At 71.8% G+C, this 16,413-nt stretch carries 15 protein-coding genes; 7 read left to right on the forward strand and 8 right to left on the reverse strand.

Going from position 1 to position 16,413, the window contains the following annotated elements; genetic code table 11:
• Positions 1 to 104: 104 nt before the first annotated feature.
• From ACIQ6R_RS34810 to ACIQ6R_RS34835, 6 genes are all read left to right on the forward strand, one after another.
• On the forward strand, positions 105 to 2,609 hold the full coding sequence (locus ACIQ6R_RS34810; RefSeq protein ID WP_404225845.1) for a SulP family inorganic anion transporter: 2,505 nt from the start codon (positions 105 to 107) through the stop codon (positions 2,607 to 2,609).
• A 220-nt stretch (positions 2,610 to 2,829) separates the two neighbouring features.
• Complete coding sequence (acs, locus tag ACIQ6R_RS34815; protein ID WP_404225847.1) at positions 2,830 to 4,785, forward strand: acetate--CoA ligase; 1,956 nt, start codon at positions 2,830 to 2,832, stop codon at positions 4,783 to 4,785.
• A 239-nt stretch (positions 4,786 to 5,024) separates the two neighbouring features.
• Positions 5,025 to 6,455: a Na+/H+ antiporter NhaA gene (nhaA, locus tag ACIQ6R_RS34820; protein WP_404225849.1), complete on the forward strand. Its 1,431-nt coding sequence runs from the start codon at positions 5,025 to 5,027 to the stop codon at positions 6,453 to 6,455.
• A gap of 114 nt (positions 6,456 to 6,569) precedes the next feature.
• Complete coding sequence (locus ACIQ6R_RS34825) at positions 6,570 to 7,058, forward strand: phage holin family protein (RefSeq protein WP_404186043.1); 489 nt, start codon at positions 6,570 to 6,572, stop codon at positions 7,056 to 7,058.
• Positions 7,055 to 8,110 (forward strand): alpha/beta fold hydrolase, encoded by a 1,056-nt coding sequence (locus tag ACIQ6R_RS34830; RefSeq protein ID WP_404225851.1) that lies wholly within the window; start codon positions 7,055 to 7,057, stop codon positions 8,108 to 8,110. The genes ACIQ6R_RS34825 and ACIQ6R_RS34830 overlap by 4 nt, the downstream gene beginning before the upstream one ends.
• Positions 8,111 to 8,237: 127 nt before the next feature.
• Positions 8,238 to 8,429: a hypothetical protein gene (locus ACIQ6R_RS34835; protein ID WP_404185997.1), complete on the forward strand. Its 192-nt coding sequence runs from the start codon at positions 8,238 to 8,240 to the stop codon at positions 8,427 to 8,429.
• Between the two features lie 40 nt (positions 8,430 to 8,469).
• Here the strand turns inward: ACIQ6R_RS34835 and ACIQ6R_RS34840 are convergent, their stop codons facing one another.
• Genes ACIQ6R_RS34840 through nth form a run of 3 tightly spaced genes read right to left on the reverse strand, consistent with a single transcriptional unit; the run spans position 8,470 to position 11,538 of the window.
• A complete protein-coding gene (locus ACIQ6R_RS34840; protein ID WP_404185999.1) occupies positions 8,470 to 9,669 on the reverse strand; it encodes a MarP family serine protease in 1,200 nt (399 codons plus the stop codon).
• A gap of 47 nt (positions 9,670 to 9,716) precedes the next feature.
• Complete coding sequence (locus tag ACIQ6R_RS34845) at positions 9,717 to 10,424, reverse strand: NUDIX hydrolase (protein ID WP_404186001.1); 708 nt, start codon at positions 10,422 to 10,424, stop codon at positions 9,717 to 9,719.
• A 52-nt stretch (positions 10,425 to 10,476) separates the two neighbouring features.
• The gene (gene nth / locus ACIQ6R_RS34850; protein WP_404225852.1) at positions 10,477 to 11,538 is read right to left on the reverse strand and encodes an endonuclease III; all 1,062 of its coding nucleotides are present in this window, start codon (positions 11,536 to 11,538) and stop codon (positions 10,477 to 10,479) included.
• A gap of 369 nt (positions 11,539 to 11,907) precedes the next feature.
• Between nth and ACIQ6R_RS34855 the strand changes: the two genes are divergently transcribed.
• Complete coding sequence (locus tag ACIQ6R_RS34855) at positions 11,908 to 12,582, forward strand: Crp/Fnr family transcriptional regulator (protein WP_003975365.1); 675 nt, start codon at positions 11,908 to 11,910, stop codon at positions 12,580 to 12,582.
• 61 nt (positions 12,583 to 12,643) lie between these two features.
• Here ACIQ6R_RS34855 and ACIQ6R_RS34860 read toward each other — a convergent pair whose 3' ends face one another.
• The 5 genes from ACIQ6R_RS34860 to ACIQ6R_RS34880 form a co-directional block, all read right to left on the reverse strand.
• On the reverse strand, positions 12,644 to 13,486 hold the full coding sequence (locus tag ACIQ6R_RS34860; RefSeq protein ID WP_404225853.1) for an MBL fold metallo-hydrolase: 843 nt from the start codon (positions 13,484 to 13,486) through the stop codon (positions 12,644 to 12,646).
• The gene (locus ACIQ6R_RS34865; protein ID WP_404225855.1) at positions 13,483 to 14,466 is read right to left on the reverse strand and encodes an NUDIX hydrolase; all 984 of its coding nucleotides are present in this window, start codon (positions 14,464 to 14,466) and stop codon (positions 13,483 to 13,485) included. Before ACIQ6R_RS34865 ends, ACIQ6R_RS34860 begins: the two co-directional genes overlap by 4 nt.
• Before the next feature lie 59 nt (positions 14,467 to 14,525).
• Positions 14,526 to 15,554 (reverse strand): alpha/beta fold hydrolase, encoded by a 1,029-nt coding sequence (locus ACIQ6R_RS34870; RefSeq protein WP_404225856.1) that lies wholly within the window; start codon positions 15,552 to 15,554, stop codon positions 14,526 to 14,528.
• 161 nt (positions 15,555 to 15,715) lie between these two features.
• On the reverse strand, positions 15,716 to 16,183 hold the full coding sequence (locus ACIQ6R_RS34875) for a RidA family protein (RefSeq protein WP_375923950.1): 468 nt from the start codon (positions 16,181 to 16,183) through the stop codon (positions 15,716 to 15,718).
• Entirely contained in the window at positions 16,180 to 16,341 is a 162-nt protein-coding gene (locus tag ACIQ6R_RS34880; protein WP_003975360.1) for a DUF4177 domain-containing protein, read from the reverse strand. Before ACIQ6R_RS34880 ends, ACIQ6R_RS34875 begins: the two co-directional genes overlap by 4 nt.
• Positions 16,342 to 16,413 lie beyond the last annotated feature (72 nt).

A 16,413-nucleotide genomic window follows, 5' to 3' on the forward strand; every position in this document is an offset into this window, starting at 1 on the left:
GCATCCCGCCGCTGTACGCCGTGACCCACGGCCGCGAACCGCCCCCGTCCAGCGGGGGACCGACCATGACCGCGACCGCGCAGCCCCGGAGGAGACGGGAAAACATGTCTGCCTGCGTCCCCGCCCGTGCCGATTCGGCCCGTACCGAACACGTCCATCCACCGCACAGCCCGCCACCCGGCGGCCCCCGACGCTTCCGCGTCGCCGGTGCCGACCTGTCGGCCTCGATCGCCGTCTTCCTGATCGCCCTGCCCCTCTCCCTGGGCATCGCCCTCGCCACCGGCGCCCCCCTCCAGGCCGGCCTCGTCGCCGCCGCCGTGGGCGGGATCGTCGCCGGCCGGCTCGGCGGCTGCCCACTCCAGGTCAGCGGCCCCGCCGCCGGGCTCACCGTGGTCACCGCCGACCTCATCGTGCGCTACGGATGGCGTACGACCTGTGCCATCACGGTGCTCGCCGGTCTCGCCCAGCTGGGCCTCGGCTGTCTGCGCGTGGCACGCTCCGCGCTCGCCGTCAGCCCCGCCATCGTGCACGGCATGCTCGCCGGCATCGGCGTCACCATCGCCGTCGCCCAGTTGCACATCGTCCTCGGCGGCACCCCGCAGAGTTCCGTGCCCGACAACCTGGTCGCGCTGCCCGCCCAGTTGGCGAACCTGCGCCCCGCCGACGTGGCGGTGAGCGTGCTGACCCTGACCCTGCTGCTGCTCTGGCCGCGCCTCCCCGGCCGGGCCGGGCGGCTTCTGGGCAAGCTCCCCGCCGCCCTGATCGCCGTCGCCGGCGCCACCGCGGTCGCGGCCTTCGCCGGGCTCCGCCTGCCCAAGGTCGACCTGCCGTCCTGGAGCAGCCACGCCTTGGCCTCGCTGCCCGAGGGGCCGGTGCTCGGACTCATCGCGGCCGTCCTCACCACCACGCTGGTGTGCAGTGTGCAGTCCCTGCTCGGTGCGGTCGCCGTGGACAAACTGGCCGCCGCCCGGCCCGGTCTGACCGGCCGCGTCAAGCGCTCCGACCTCGACCGCGAGCTGCTCGGGCAGGGCGCCGCCAACATCGTCTCCGGGTCGCTCGGCGGACTGCCCATCGCCGGTGTGGCCGTGCGCAGTTCCGCGAATGTGGCCGCGGGCGCCATCAGCCGGAACTCCACGATGCTGCACGGCGTTCTCGTAGTGATCGCCACACTGCTGATGGTCCCGGCCCTGGAGCTCATCCCGCTCGCCTCGCTCGCCTCCCTGGTCATGGCCGTCGGCCTCAAGATGGTGTCGCTGAACCACATCCGCACGGTGACCCGCCACCGTGAGGTGCTGGTCTACGCGGTCACCACCTGCGGCGTGGTGTTCCTCGGGGTCCTGGAGGGCGTCGCGCTGGGCATCGCCGTGGCCGTCGGCGTCGCCCTGCACCGCCTGACCCGCACCCGGATCACGCACGACGAGACAGAAGGAGTCCATCACGTACATGTCCGGGGCCAGTTGACGTTCCTCGCGGTGCCGAGGCTCAGCCGGGTCCTGCACCACGTTCCCCAAGGGGCGGACGCCGTCGTGGCGTTGGACGGTTCGTTCATGGACCACGCGGCGTACGAGACGTTGCAGGACTGGCAGCGGACGCACACCGCGCAGGGCGGCTCCGTCGACATCACCGGCCGTCGGCCCGGCACCCGTATCTCCGAGCCGGCCGACCTGGACGGCTGCCGCTGCCGTCCCTGGACACCCTGGCGCAACCACCAGTGCGAGCCCCCGCGGCCGACACCCCCGCAGTCGGCGCCCCCGCCCGGCACGGACCGGCGGGACGACTCCGGCGCGAACGCCGACGCGGCGACCGGTCCGCGCGGAACCAACGAGGCCAATGGAGCCAACGGAGCCAACGGACAGCTCGACGCGCCCGGCACCGGCGACGCGCCCGGCAGGACCCGCACGGCCGACGCGCCCAGCAGACCGAGCAGCCCCAACGGACCCAGCGGGCGGGAACTGGCCCGTGGCATCAGCGCGTTCCAGCGCAACACCGCCCCGCTGGTGCGCGGTGAGCTGGCCCGGCTGGCTCGCGAGGGACAACAGCCCTCCCAGCTGTTCCTGACCTGCGCCGACTCCCGGGTGGTCACGTCGATGATCACCTCCAGCGGCCCCGGTGACCTCTTCGTCGTGCGCAACGTGGGCAATCTCGTGCCGCTGCCCGGCGAGGAGAGCGGCGACGACTCGGTGGCCGCCGCGATCGAGTACGCGGTGGACGTCCTGAAGGTGCGATCCATCACGGTGTGCGGGCACTCCGGTTGCGGGGCCATGCAGGCGCTGCTCAACGCCGAGCCCGGGGGCGCGCAGACCCCGCTCAAGCGGTGGCTGCGGCACGGGCGGCCGAGCCTGGAGCGCATGTCCGGGGACGAGACGTCCCGGCCCCGCCTGGCCGGACGCCTGCCCGCCGACGCGGCCGAGCAGCTCTGCCTGGCCAACGTGGTCCAGCAGTTGGAGCACCTGCGCGCCCACGACGCGGTGTCCCGGGCACTGCGCGCGGGCGACCTGGAGCTGCACGGCATGTACTTCCACGTGGGCGAGGCCCAGGCGTACCTGCTGTCCGAGGACGCCGGGGACGGGGTGTTCGAGCTGGTGCTGGAGACCGACCTGACCGCCTGAGCGACACGGCGAGCCGAGGCGCGGGGAGTGTGAGGGGTGTTACAGACCCTGAACCCCGCGCCGTCGGCGTCCGTGGGTACGGATGACCACTGGCCACGAAGACAGGCGAGCGCGCCAGACAGGTCTAAACCAATTGCCCGTCGACCCTTGTCACCGGCCCCCCGGGTCTGATGAGCTGTGGCCTGGGACACAACGGACAACCCTGAGAATGGGAGATGTCGTGAGCAACGAATCCTTGGCCAACCTGCTCAAGGAAGAGCGCAGGTTCGCGCCCCCCGCCGACCTGGCCGCGAACGCCAACGTCACGGCGGAGGCGTACGAACAGGCCAAGGCCGACCGGCTCGGCTTCTGGGCCGAGCAGGCCCGTCGGCTGACCTGGGCCGAGGAGCCGACCGAGACCCTGGACTGGTCGAACCCGCCGTTCGCCAAGTGGTTCAAGGACGGCAAGCTCAACGTCGCCTACAACTGCGTGGACCGGCACGTGGAGGCCGGGAACGGCGACCGGGTCGCCATCCACTTCGAGGGCGAGTCCGGCGACAGCCGCGCCATCACCTACGCCCAGCTCAAGGACGAGGTCTCCAAGGCCGCCAACGCCCTGCTGGAGCTGGGCGTGCGGAAGGGCGACCGGGTCGCCGTCTACATGCCGATGATCCCCGAGACGGCGATCGCGATGCTGGCCTGCGCCCGGATCGGCGCCGCCCACTCGGTCGTCTTCGGCGGCTTCTCCTCGGACGCCCTCGCGACCCGCATCCAGGACGCCGACGCCCGCGTCGTCATCACCGCCGACGGCGGTTACCGACGCGGCAAGCCGTCCGCGCTCAAGCCGGCCGTCGACGAGGCCGCCGAGCGCGCCGGCACCGTCGAGCACGTGCTCGTCGTCCGCCGCACCGGCCAGGACGTCGCCTGGGACGACTCCCGGGACAAGTGGTGGCACGAGACCGTCGACCGGCAGTCCGCCGAGCACACGCCGGAGGCGTTCGAGGCGGAGCACCCGCTGTTCATCCTGTACACGTCCGGTACGACGGGTAAGCCCAAGGGCATCCTGCACACCTCCGGCGGCTACCTCACGCAGACGGCGTACACGCACTGGGCGGTCTTCGACCTCAAGCCGGAGACCGACGTCTTCTGGTGCACCGCCGACGTCGGCTGGGTCACCGGGCACTCGTACATCGTCTACGGCCCGCTCGCCAACGGCGCGACGCAGGTCATGTACGAGGGCACCCCGGACACCCCGCACCAGGGGCGGTTCTGGGAGATCGTGCAGAAGTACAAGGTCTCCATCCTCTACACCGCGCCCACCGCGATCCGGACGTTCATGAAGTGGGGCGACGACATCCCCGCGAAGTTCGACCTGTCGTCCCTGCGCGTCCTCGGCTCGGTCGGCGAGCCGATCAACCCCGAGGCCTGGGTCTGGTACCGCAAGAACATCGGCGCCGACGCGACCCCGGTCGTCGACACCTGGTGGCAGACCGAGACCGGCGCGATGATGATCACGCCGCTGCCCGGCGTCACGGAGGCCAAGCCGGGCTCCGCCCAGCGCGCGCTGCCCGGCATCAGCGCCACCGTCGTCGACGACGAGGCCAACGAGGTGCCGAACGGCGGTGGCGGCTACCTGGTCCTCACCGAGCCGTGGCCGTCGATGCTGCGCACCATCTGGGGTGACGACCAGCGGTTCATCGACACGTACTGGTCGCGCTTCGAGGGCAAGTACTTCGCCGGCGACGGTGCCAAGAAGGACGACGACGGCGACATCTGGCTGCTGGGCCGCGTGGACGACGTGATGCTCGTCTCCGGGCACAACATCTCCACCACCGAGGTCGAGTCGGCCCTCGTCTCCCACCCGTCGGTCGCCGAGGCGGCCGTGGTCGGCGCGGCGGACGAGACGACCGGGCAGGCCATCGTGGCCTTCGTGATCCTGCGCGGCTCGGCGGCGGAGACCGAGACCCTGGTCGCCGACCTGCGCAATCACGTCGGCGCCACCCTCGGCCCGATCGCCAAGCCCAAGCGGATCCTGCCGGTGGCGGAGCTGCCGAAGACCCGCTCCGGCAAGATCATGCGCCGCCTGCTGCGCGACGTGGCGGAAAACCGGCAGCTCGGCGACGTGACCACCCTGACCGACTCCACCGTCATGGACCTCATCCAGACGAAGCTCCCGGCGGCGTCCAGCGAGGACTGAACCGCCCGCTCCGAGGGCACCCGGCGAGAACCCCGCCGGGTGCCCTTTTCGTGCGAAATGGCCCGTTACGCACCGTCACGGAGATCACCCGGCACCCCCGCCGCAGTTTAGGTAGGCTAAGGAACGCGTAAGAGACTCAACAAGATCCTCGAAGTAAGTCCCCTCGAAGATTCTCATGGTGTGCCGGGAAGTCTGGTCGGCAAGCGTTTCGTGCTGCCCATCAACCGGAGGTTCTCCCTGTGACCGCGCCCCGCACCCCCCGCAAAGCCTTCGGACGCCTGTCCCTCCCGGAGCGGAACTACGTCGCGGAGGCCCTGCGCACCGAGACGGTCGGCGGCGTCCTGCTGCTCATCGCCGCGGTCGCCGCGCTGGTGTGGGCGAACATACCGGCGCTGAGCGACAGCTACGAGAGCGTCAGCCACTTCCACTTCGGTCCCGAGGCCCTCGGCCTGGACCTGTCGGTCGCGCACTGGGCCGCCGACGGACTGCTGGCGATCTTCTTCTTCGTCGCCGGTATCGAGCTCAAACGCGAGCTGGTCGCCGGTGACCTGAAGGACCCGAAGGCCGCCGCACTCCCCGTGGTGGCGGCGCTGTGCGGCATGGCCGTACCGGCGCTCGTCTACACCGTCACCGCCACCGCGGGCGGCGGCTCGCTGGCGGGCTGGGCCGTGCCCACCGCCACCGACATCGCGTTCGCGCTCGCGGTGCTCGCCGTCATCGGTACGTCCCTGCCGAGCGCCCTGCGCGCCTTCCTGCTGACGCTCGCCGTGGTCGACGACCTGTTCGCGATCCTGATCATCGCGGTGTTCTTCACCGACAGCCTCAACTTCGCCGCGCTCGGCGGCGCGGTCGTCGGTCTCGCCGTCTTCTGGCTGCTGCTCCGCAAGGACGTACGCGGCTGGTACGTGTACGTCCCGCTCGGCCTCGTGATCTGGGGGCTGATGTACAACAGCGGCATCCACGCCACCATCGCCGGCGTCGCGATAGGCCTGATGCTGCGCTGCCACACCCGCGAGGGCGAGCAGCACTCCCCCGGCCAGCACATCGAGCACCTCGTGCGCCCCCTGTCGGCGGGCCTGGCCGTACCGCTGTTCGCGCTGTTCAGCGCGGGTGTCGCGATCTCGGGCGGCGCGCTCGGCGACGTGTTCACCAAGCCGGAGACCCTCGGTGTCGTGCTCGGGCTCGTGGCCGGCAAGACACTGGGCATCTTCGGCGGCACCTGGCTGACGGCGCGCTTCACGCGGGCCTCGCTCAGCGACGAACTGGAATGGGCCGACGTGTTCGCGGTGGCGGCCCTGGCCGGCATCGGGTTCACCGTCTCGCTGCTCATCGGCGAGCTGGCCTTCGAGGGCGACACGGCGATGACCGGCCAGGTCAAGGCCGCCGTCCTGACCGGCTCCCTGATAGCGGCGCTCCTGGCCACGGTGCTGCTGAAGGTACGGAACGCCAAGTACCGGCGCATGACCGAGGCCGAGGAGCGCGACGAGGATCTCAGCGGCATCCCGGACATCTACGAGGAGGACGACCCGGCGTACCACCTGCGCATGGCCGCCATCCTCGAGAAGAAGGCCGCCGAGCACCGTCGGCTCGCCCAGGAGAAGACCCAGGAACGCCACGGGCTTGCCGAAGTGACCGGCGGGGCAGGCGATGAGGGCGACCGTCCGGCATGATCTGACGAGACGGTACAGAAGACGGACCGTACGCGGTCGGGGCCGCAGTTGGCGGGCGGCGCACGACAGCCACGGAACCGTACGCAGATGAGCCAGGAGAAGAGGGAGACCGCGATGAGCGCACCCGACGGCAGCCCGGTCGGCACCGAACGCAGCATCGGACAGCTGTTCGCCTCGGCGACCACCGAAATGTCGGCGCTCGTGCACGACGAGATCGCCCTGGCCAAGGCGCAGCTGAGGCAGGACGTCAAGCGCGGGGCGACGAGCGGCGGCGCGTTCTCGCTGGCCGGGGCCGTTCTCCTGTTCTCGCTGCCGATGCTGAGCTTCGCGCTGGCCTACGCCATCCGGACCTGGAGCGAGTGGAACCTGGCGGTCTGCTTCCTGCTGTCCTTCGCGGCGAACGTCCTCCTCGCGGCCCTCCTCGCGCTGATCGGCATCGTCTTCGCGAAGAAGGCCAAGAAGGGCAAGGGCCCGCAGAAGGTCGCCGCGTCCGTGAAGCAGTCGGCGGGCGTCCTGCAGAACGCCAAGCCGCATCCGCGGCCGGAACTGCCCGCGGACCGGTCCCCCGAAGCCATCGAGGCTGTGGCACGCTCGTCCTCATGACGGGCTCCTCCACCCCTTCGGAACAGTCCCCCTCGGAACAGTCCCCTTCGGGGCGCTCCTCCACGGGGCACAACTCCTCGGGGCACGCCTCCTCTGGGCACCCCTCGGGACCATTCCCATCGGCGCAACAACCCACCTCGGTCGTACGGCACGACATCCCGGGCGGGCACGAGGTGACGCACCGGGACGTCGCCGCCAACGGCGCCCGCTTCCACATCGCCGAACTGGGTGACGGGCCGCTGGTACTCCTGCTGCACGGCTTTCCCCAGTTCTGGTGGACCTGGCGGCACCAGCTGGTGGCACTCGCGGACGCCGGTTTCCGCGCCGTCGCCATGGACCTGCGCGGCGTCGGCGGCAGCGACCGCACCCCGCGCGGCTACGACCCCGCCGGCCTCGCCCTCGACATCACCGGCGTGGTCCGCTCGCTCGGCGAACCGGACGCCGCGCTGGTCGGCCACGACCTGGGCGGCTACCTGGCCTGGACGGCCGCCGCGATGCGGCCCAAGCTCGTGCGGCGGCTCGCGGTCTCCTCCATGCCGCATCCCCGGCGCTGGCGCTCGGCGATGCTCGGAGACGTCCGTCAGACCCGGGCGGGGTCCTACATCTGGGGCTTCCAGCGCCCCTGGATCCCGGAGCGCCAACTGACCGAGGACGACGGCGCGCTGGTCGGCCGGCTGATCCACGACTGGTCGGGGCCGCGCCCCCTGGACGACGAGGCGGTGGAGATCTACCGCCGGGCCATGTGCATCCCCTCCACGGCACACTGCTCCGTCGAGCCGTACCGCTGGATGGTGCGCTCCCTGGCGCGCCCGGACGGCATCCAGTTCTACCGCCGTATGAAGCGGCCGGTGCGCGTGCCGACCCTGCATCTGCACGGTTCGCTGGACCCCGTGATGCGGACGCGGAGCGCGGCCGGGTCCGGGCAGTACGTCGAAGCGCCCTACCGCTGGCGGCTGTTCGACGGTCTCGGGCACTTCCCGCATGAAGAGGACCCGGTCGCGTTCTCCACCGAACTGATCAATTGGCTGAAGGATCCCGAACCCGATCGGTGACCGAACGAACGCTCCTGGTGTTCGAACCGGAACGCTTGTCCTATGAACGGCCACTTGCCCGGCGCATAGGCCAATTGGGGGCCTTGAGAACGGTTATCGACCTTGGGGCGGGGGCACACGTCCGGTTATGGGCTGGACGCACGACTACAGTGACGTAGCACGCGACGGCCGCTCCACGAGCGGCATGAGCAGCACCCACCGACGAGGAGGCACCCCGCAACTGGCGGGTGCGGACCTACGGGTGGGCATTCCGCGCATCCTGCGCCGCCGGGCCCGCTGGGTCTCCGTGCGCCTGCGCCATCCACGCGGCGTGAGCTGACCGAGCTGACGCCCGCGCGACCCGCGCCCGGGGCCCGTTCCTAGAGAGCGCAGCTGTCGCTGTCCACCTGCTGGTTCGCGGTGCGGCCCTTGGCGATGTCCTCACGGATCTCGTCCACGGTGAGCGCGTACCCGGTCTCGGCGTCGTCGAGGGACTTGGCGAAGACCACGCCGTAGACCTCGCCCTCGGGCGTCAGCAGCGGGCCGCCGGAGTTGCCCTGACGGACGGTCGCGAACAGCGAGTAGACGTCGCGGCGGACGGTGTCGCGGTGGTAGATGTCCGGGCCGTTGGCCGTGATGCGCCCGCGCACGCGCGCGGCTCGGACGTCGTACGCCCCGTTCTCCGGGAAGCCCGCGACGATCGCGCTGTCGTCGCGGGCCGCGTCCTCGTCGGTGAACCGCAGCGCGGGTGCGTTCAGCTCCGGCACGTCCAGTACGGCGATGTCGCGCCGCCAGTCGTAGAGGACGACCGTCGCGTCGTACTTCCTGCCCTCGCCGCCTATCTGCACCGTGGGCTCGTCGACGCCGCCCACGACATGGGCGTTGGTCATGACGCGGCGCTCGGCGAAGACGAAGCCGGTGCCCTCCAGAACCTTGCCGCAGTCGGTGGCGGTGCCCATCACCTTCACGATGGAGCCCTTGGCACGGGTGGCGACCGGGCTGTTCGCCAGCGCCGGGTCGGGCGGCTGGACTTCGGGGATCTGCTCGTTGGAGAACGGGCTGAAGACCTGCGGGAAGCCGTTCTGCGCGAGGACGGAGGAGAAGTCCGCGAACCAGGTGTCGGCCCGTGCGGGCAGTGCCCGGGAGACGCCCTGCAGCACGGTGGAGCTGCGGACCTCCTTGCCGAGGGTCGGCAGGGTGGTGCCGGCCAGGGCGGAGCCGATCAGCCAGGCGACCAGGAGCATCGCCACGACGTTGACCAGGGCGCCGCCGGTGGCGTCCAGGGCGCGGGCCGGGGACCAGGTGATGTACCGGCGCAGCTTGTTGCCGAGGTGCGTGGTCAGGGCCTGGCCGACGGAGGCGCAGACGATGACGACGACGACCGCGACGACGGCGGCGGTCGTACTCACCTCCGCGTTGTCCGTCAGGGCGTCCCAGACCACCGGGAGCAGATAGACGGCGACGAGCCCGCCGCCGAGGAAACCGGTCACCGACAGGATGCCGACGACGAAGCCCTGGCGGTAGCCGACGATCGCGAACCAGACGGCGGCCAGCAGCAACAGGATGTCCAGCACGTTCACTGATTCAGGCCCCGCCTTGTCGTCCTACGCTCACACCGGTCACCCTGTCATGACCGCCAGTCCAGCGGGACCTGCTTGTCCCTGTCCCAGGGCCGCTCCCAGCCCGCGAAGTGCAGCAACCGGTCGATGATGCCGGCGGTGAAGCCCCACACGAGCGCCGATTCGACCAGGAATGCCGGACCTCGGTGACCACTCGGGTGAACGGTGGTGACCCTGTTGGCGGGGTCCGTGAGATCCGCCACGGGGACGGTGAAGACCCGCGCCGTCTCGTTCGGATCGACGACGCCCACCGGGGTGGGCTCGCGCCACCAGGCCAGCACCGGTGAGACGACGAAGCCGCTGACCGGGATGTAGAGCTTGGGCAGGACGCCGAAGAGCTGCACGCCGGCCGGGTCGAGCCCGGTCTCCTCCTCGGCCTCGCGCAGGGCGGCCCGCAGCGGCCCGTCGCCCTGCGGATCTCCGTCGTCGGGGTCGAGGGCGCCGCCCGGGAAGGCCGGCTGACCGGGGTGCGAGCGCAGGGAACCGGCCCGCTCCATGAGCAGCAGCTCGGGGCCGCCACCGGCCTCGCCCTCGCCGAAGAGGATCAGGACGGCGGACTGGCGCCCGGCTCCGTCCTCCGGTGGCAGGAAGCGGCTCAACTGGTCGGGCCGCACCGTGTCGACCGCCCGCACCACCGGCTCCAGCCAGCCCGGCAGGCCCTCCTTGCTGAGGATCCCGCCCCGGATGTGCCGCTGCGTGTCGCTCGCCCGAGTCATCGCCACCCCCGTTCTGCCGATTCCAACGCCCGACGCCACCGAGATCGTTCCGTCACCCGGCCGCCCCCAGCGGCGGCGCTGGTTTCCCGCCCGCCTCCAGGTAGGCCCGCGGGGGGTTCAGACGCTGGCCGGGGAACCCGCCCTTCTCGTACTTCAGCAGCTTCTTCGCCTTCTCCGGGTCCGTCTCGCCCTCGCCGTACGCCGGGCAGAGCGGGGCGATGGGGCAGGCGCCGCAGGCGGGCTTGCGGGCGTGGCAGATCCGGCGGCCGTGCCAGATCACGTGGTGGGAGAGGTCCGTCCAGTCGCTCTTGGGGAAGAGCGCGCCGACGGCGGCCTCGATCTTGTCCGGGTCGGTCTCGGCGGTCCACTGCCACCGGCGCACCAGGCGCTGGAAATGCGTGTCCACGGTGATGCCGGGCCGGCCGAACGCGTTGCCGAGCACGACGAAGGCGGTCTTGCGGCCGACGCCGGGCAGTTTGACGAGGTCTTCGAGGCGCCCGGGGACCTCGCCGCCGAAGTCCTCCGCCAGGACCTTGGACAGGCCTATGACCGACTTGGTCTTGGCCCGGAAGAAGCCGGTCGGGCGCAGGATCTCCTCGACCTCCTCGGGGTCGGCGGCGGCCAGGTCCTCGGGGGTGGGGTACTTGGCGAAGAGGGCGGGCGTCGTCTGGTTGACGCGCAGGTCGGTGGTCTGGGCGGACAGAACCGTGGCCACGACCAGCTGGAACGGGTTCTCGAAGTCCAGCTCCGGGTGCGCGTACGGGTAGACCTCCGCGAGCTCGCGGTCGATGCGGCGGGCGCGGCGGACCAGCGCGGTGCGCGACTCGCCGCGCGGTGTCGTCGGGGCGACGGTCTTCGCCGGGGCGACGCCCTTGACGGCGGCGGTGGCCTTCTTCGGGGCGACGGCGGGCTTCTTGGCGGGCGCCTGCTTCTTGACGGGCGCCGCGCTCTTGCCGCCCGAGGCCGCCTTCTTCCCTGGCGCCGTCTTGGCGGGTGCGGCCTTCTTGGCCGATGCCGTCTTCTTGGCGGGTGCGGCCTTCTTGGCGGGTGTGGCCTTCCTGGCCGATGCCGTCTTCTTGGCGGATGCCGGGTTCTTCTCGTCGTTCTTCTTCACGGCACCCTTCTCCGCAGTCACCCTCTTGGCAGGTGCCGCCTTCTTTGTCGCTTTCGCCGTTTTCCTACCGCCATCGGGGCTCTGTTCGCCCACGGCGGAATCGCGACGTACACCCACCCGCGCAGCCCCCTCGGCCTGTGCTCTCACCGGCGATTTGGACACCCGGCCAGCCTACGGCCCGGCACCGACATCTGCCCCGGACCCCGAAGATCGGCGTCCAATTGGACCCCTGCCGCGTACCCCAGGACACCAGTGCGGCATCCTTGTGACAGATCACACTGTTTGGACTGTCCGGCAAAATGGGCACCACGGACCCCTGGTACACCGGGGGAACAAGATCCTCTGAGCCGGTCGACAAGGAGAGAACTCGTGGACGACGTTCTGCGGCGCAACCCGCTCTTCGCGGCGCTCGACGACGAGCAATCCGCGGAGCTCCGCGCCTCCATGAGTGAGGTGACCCTCGCCCGCGGCGACACCCTGTTCCACGAGGGGGACCCCGGAGACCGCCTCTACGTGGTCACCGAGGGCAAGGTCAAGCTTCACCGCACGTCCCCCGACGGACGCGAGAACATGCTGGCCGTCGTCGGCCCCAGCGAGCTGATCGGCGAGCTGTCGCTGTTCGACCCGGGCCCGCGCACGGCGACCGGCACCGCGCTGACCGAGGTCAAGCTGCTGGCCCTCGGGCACGGCGACCTCCAGCCCTGGCTGAACGTCCGGCCCGAGGTGGCCACCGCACTGCTGCGCGCCGTCGCACGCCGCCTGCGCAAGACCAACGACGCCATGTCCGACCTCGTCTTCTCGGACGTCCCCGGCCGTGTCGCCCGCGCCCTGCTGGACCTCTCCCGCCGCTTCGGCGTGCAGTCCGAGGAGGGCATCCACGTCGTGCACGACCTGACGCAGGAGGAGCTGGCCCAGCTGGTCGGCGCGTCCCGCGAGACGGTCAACAAGGCGCTCGCGGACTTCGCCCAGCGCGGCTGGCTCCGCCTGGAGGCCCGCGCGGTGATCCTGCTGGACGTGGAGCGGCTGGCCAAGCGCTCCCGCTGACGGACGTCAGTCGGGAAGACATCCGTCAGGCAGACGTCCGTCAGCCCGTCAGGCAGACATCTCAGTCGGGCAGCTGGATGAGCCCGTGCTCACCCAGGTACTCCAGTTGCGCCCGCACCGACAGTTCCGCCGCCGGCCACAGCGAGCGGTCGACGTCCGCGTACACGTGGGCGACGACCTCGCCCGGCGTCCCGTAGCCGTCCTCGACGGCCGTCTCGACCTGGGCGAGGCGATGGGCGCGGTGGGCGAGGTAGTACTCCACGGCGCCCTGCGCGTCCTCCAGGACGGGACCGTGCCCCGGAAGCACCGTGTGCACCCCGTCGTCGGCCGTGAGCGACCTGAGCCTGCGCAGTGAGTCCAGGTAGTCGCCGAGACGGCCGTCGGGGTGGGCCACCATCGTCGTACCGCGGCCCAGGATGGTGTCGCCCGTCAGGACCGCCCCGTCGGCCGGGAGATGGAAGCACAGGGAGTCGGCCGTGTGCCCGGGGGTCGGTACGACCCTCAGCTCCAGCCCGCCGACCTCGATCACCTCACCGGCGGCCAGCCCCTCGCCGCCCAGCCGCAGCGCCGGGTCCAGGGCCCGTACGTTCGTCCGCGTCAGCTCGGCGAAGCGCGCGGCGCCCTCCGCGTGGTCCGGGTGACCGTGCGTCAGGAGCGTCAGCGCGACGCGCTTGCCCGCCCGCTCGGCCGTCTCGACGACATGCCGCAGGTGAATGTCGTCCAAAGGGCCCGGGTCGACCACGACGGCCAGTTCGGAGCCGGGTTCGGCGAGGATCCAGGTGTTCGTGCCGTCCAGGGTCATCGCGGAGGCGTTGGGCGCCAGGACGTTCACCGCGCGCGCGGTGGCCGGGCCCGACAGGACGCCGCCGCGCGGCTGTCCGGGCAGTGCTGCTGCGTCCGTCATGCGGAGGCTCCTCCGGTCGGGTCGGAAGGTGTCGCCGGCGCCGGACCGGAAGGCGCGGCCGTGTCCGTGCTCGGGACGTGCTTGGTGAACTCGTCGTGCCCCGGCCAGGAGAGCACGATCTCGCCGCCCACGAGCCGTGCCCGGGCCAGCACGGGCGTCATGTCGCGGCCCGGAGCCGACGCCAGCGCCTCGGCCGCCGTACCGCACGCCGCGAGGGCGCGCAGGGTCGCGATGGTCGGCGGCATCATCAGCAGCTCGCCCTTGTCGTACCCGGCCGCCGCCTCGGCCGGGGTGACCCACACCGCGCGGTCGGCCTCCGTGGAGGCGTTGCGGGTGCGCTGCCCCTCGGGGAGGGCGGCCACGAAGAACCAGGTGTCGTAGCGCCGGGACTCGAACTCCGGGGTGATCCAGCGGGCCCAGGCGCCCAGCAGGTCGGAGCGCAGGACGAGGCCCCGGCGGTCCAGGAACTCGGCGAACGACAGCTCACGGTCGACCAGGGCGGCACGGTCCGCCTCCCAGTCCGCGCCGGTCGTGTCGCCGACCACCGAGTCCCCGGTCGGGCCGGCGAGCAGGACGCCCGCCTCCTCGTACGTCTCCCGTACGGCCGCGCAGACGATCGCCTGGGCGCCCGCCTCGTCGACGCCGAGCCGGTCCGCCCACCACGCGCGCGTGGGGCCCGCCCAGCCGATGACACGGTCGTCGTCGCGCGGGTCGACCCCGCCGCCCGGGTAGGCGTACGCGCCCCCGGCGAACGCCATGGAGGTCCGGCGCCGCAGCATGTGCACCGCGGTGCCGGTACCGGCGTCCTTCAGGAGCATGACGGTGGCCGCGCGCTTGGGGGTGACGGGGGTGAGGTCGCCGGCCGCCAGTGCGCGGATGCGGTCCGGCCACTCAGGGGGGTACCACTGACCGTTCGCCTGAGCACCCGCCCGAGCACCCGTCCGAGCACCCGCCTGATCGTTCGCCTGACCGTTCGCCATGGCCGGAGGCTATCCGGTGACGGGCGGATGTTCGAGGGGCTCCCGGGGCCGGACGGGCGTCAGGAGGGCAGGTCGGTCAGCCACTGGGTGAGCAGCCGGTTCGTCTCCTCGGGGCGCTCCTGCTGGAGCCAGTGACCGCAGCCGTCGAGCAGGTGCGAGGCGGTCAGGCCGGGCAGGGTGGTGGGATACGCCTCGATCGCGTCGGACAGCCAGGTGGTGGAGGCGTCCCGGCCGCCGCCGAGGAACAGGGACGGCTGGGTGATCGGGGCACCCCGGTGATCGGCGAGGTCGGCCCAGTCCCGGTCCATGTTGCGATAGCGGTTGAGGGCGCCGGTCAGACCGGTGCGCTCGAACTCCCCGGCGTAGACGTCCAGCTCCTCCTCGGTCAGCCAGGACGGCAGCCGTCCGCCGGACGGGAACCGGTCGCGCAGCCTGCCGCCGGGGGCGACGAAGTGCGGGTCGGGTGCCTCGGGGGCGGGCATGGTGTCGGCGGACAGGGCAGCGTAGAAGCCGGCGAGCCAGCCGCGTACGTCGGGCTCGATCTCCGCCTCGGCCCGGCCGGGCTCCTGGAAGTAGGAGACGTAGAACTCCTGCCCGGCGAAGGGACCGGCCGGGTCGCTCATGCCGGCGAAGACCTCACTGGGCTTCGGTCCGCCCGGCGGGGTGTACGGCACGCTCAGCAGGCCGACCGCGCGGAACACGTCGGGCCGCAGCAGCGCGGAGTGCGCGGCGATGGTCGCGCCCCAGTCGTGGCCGACGATCACGGCGGACCGCTCACCCAGCGCCTCCACCACGGCGACGTTGTCCGCCACCAGGTCGAGCATCCGGTACGCCGCCACCGCGTCGGGCCTGGAGGAGCGCCCGTAGCCGCGCACGTCGATCGCGGCGGCGCGGAAGCCGGCGGCGGCCAGCGCGGGGAGCTGGCGGCGCCAGGAGTACCAGGACTCGGGGAAGCCGTGGACGAGCAGGACCAGCGGCCCGCTGCCCTGCTCCACCAGGTGGATCCGGCCGGCCGGCGAGGGCACCAGACGGTGCACGGCCCGGTGAGGGGTCAGAGGGCGTCGAGCGGTCACGGGCTCCTGCGGCATGGTTCCTCCTGCGCACGCGGTCGGTTCGGCGTCCGTACGGGGCGGAGCCGGCGAACACGGCCGGCCGCGTCCCGTACGGGGCGCCGCACCCGATCCTGCGGGCCCGGAGCGAGGAGGGCGAGGTTTGTTGCCGGCCCGGCAACACGCCCGCGCCCTCGCGTCTACGCCTGGACGAGCTCCACCTGGACCTCGACCTCCACCGGCGCGTCCAGCGGCAGTACCGCCACGCCGACCGCGCTGCGGGCGTGGACGCCCTTGTCGCCCAGCACCTCACCGAGGAGCTCGCTGGCACCGTTGATCACGGCCGGCTGGCCGGTGAAGTCGGACGCGGACGCGACGAAACCCACGACCTTCACCACGCGCGCGACGCGGTCGAGGTCACCGGCGACGGACTTCACGGCGGCCAGGGCGTTCAGCGCGCAGGTGCGCGCCAGTTCCTTGGCCTCCTCCGGCGTGACCTCGGCGCCCACCTTGCCGGTGACCGGAAGCTTGCCCTCCACCATGGGCAGCTGGCCCGAGGTGTAGACGTACGGGCCGGACTGCACGGCCGGCTGGTACGCGGCCAGCGGCGGGACGACCTCGGGCAGCGTCAGGCCGAGCTCGGCCAGCTTCGCCTCGACGGCGCTCATGCCTGCTTCTCCCGCTTCAGGTAGGCCACGAGCTGCTCGGGGTTGTTCGGCCCGGGCACGACCTGGACGAGCTCCCAGCCGTCCTCGCCCCAGGTGTCCAGAATCTGCTTCGTGGCATGGACGAGCAGCGGCACGGTTGCGTATTCCCACTTGGTCATGTGGCCGACTCTAGCCGTTGCCCGGAGCCCGTCCGCGGGCCGACCGCGGCGACGTTGTCCACAGCCGCGGGC

This window comes from Streptomyces sp. NPDC096048, assembly GCF_044763415.1.
Taxonomy (GTDB): Bacteria; Actinomycetota; Actinomycetes; order Streptomycetales; family Streptomycetaceae; genus Streptomyces.

Excerpts from the sequence above, each read along its gene's own strand:
- ACIQ6R_RS34810 (WP_404225845.1), top strand. The coding sequence starts at position 105 with ATGTCTGCCTGCGTCCCCGCCCGTGCCGATTCGGCCCGTACCGAACAC.
- ACIQ6R_RS34825 (WP_404186043.1), top strand. The coding sequence starts at position 6,570 with ATGAGCGCACCCGACGGCAGCCCGGTCGGCACCGAACGCAGCATCGGA.
- ACIQ6R_RS34830 (WP_404225851.1), top strand. The coding sequence starts at position 7,055 with ATGACGGGCTCCTCCACCCCTTCGGAACAGTCCCCCTCGGAACAGTCC.
- ACIQ6R_RS34835 (WP_404185997.1), top strand. The coding sequence starts at position 8,238 with ATGGGCTGGACGCACGACTACAGTGACGTAGCACGCGACGGCCGCTCC.
- ACIQ6R_RS34845 (WP_404186001.1), bottom strand. The coding sequence starts at position 10,424 with ATGACTCGGGCGAGCGACACGCAGCGGCACATCCGGGGCGGGATCCTC.
- ACIQ6R_RS34860 (WP_404225853.1), bottom strand. The coding sequence starts at position 13,486 with ATGACGGACGCAGCAGCACTGCCCGGACAGCCGCGCGGCGGCGTCCTG.
- ACIQ6R_RS34865 (WP_404225855.1), bottom strand. The coding sequence starts at position 14,466 with ATGGCGAACGGTCAGGCGAACGATCAGGCGGGTGCTCGGACGGGTGCT.
- ACIQ6R_RS34870 (WP_404225856.1), bottom strand. The coding sequence starts at position 15,554 with ATGCCGCAGGAGCCCGTGACCGCTCGACGCCCTCTGACCCCTCACCGG.
- ACIQ6R_RS34875 (WP_375923950.1), bottom strand. The coding sequence starts at position 16,183 with ATGAGCGCCGTCGAGGCGAAGCTGGCCGAGCTCGGCCTGACGCTGCCC.
- ACIQ6R_RS34880 (WP_003975360.1), bottom strand. The coding sequence starts at position 16,341 with ATGACCAAGTGGGAATACGCAACCGTGCCGCTGCTCGTCCATGCCACG.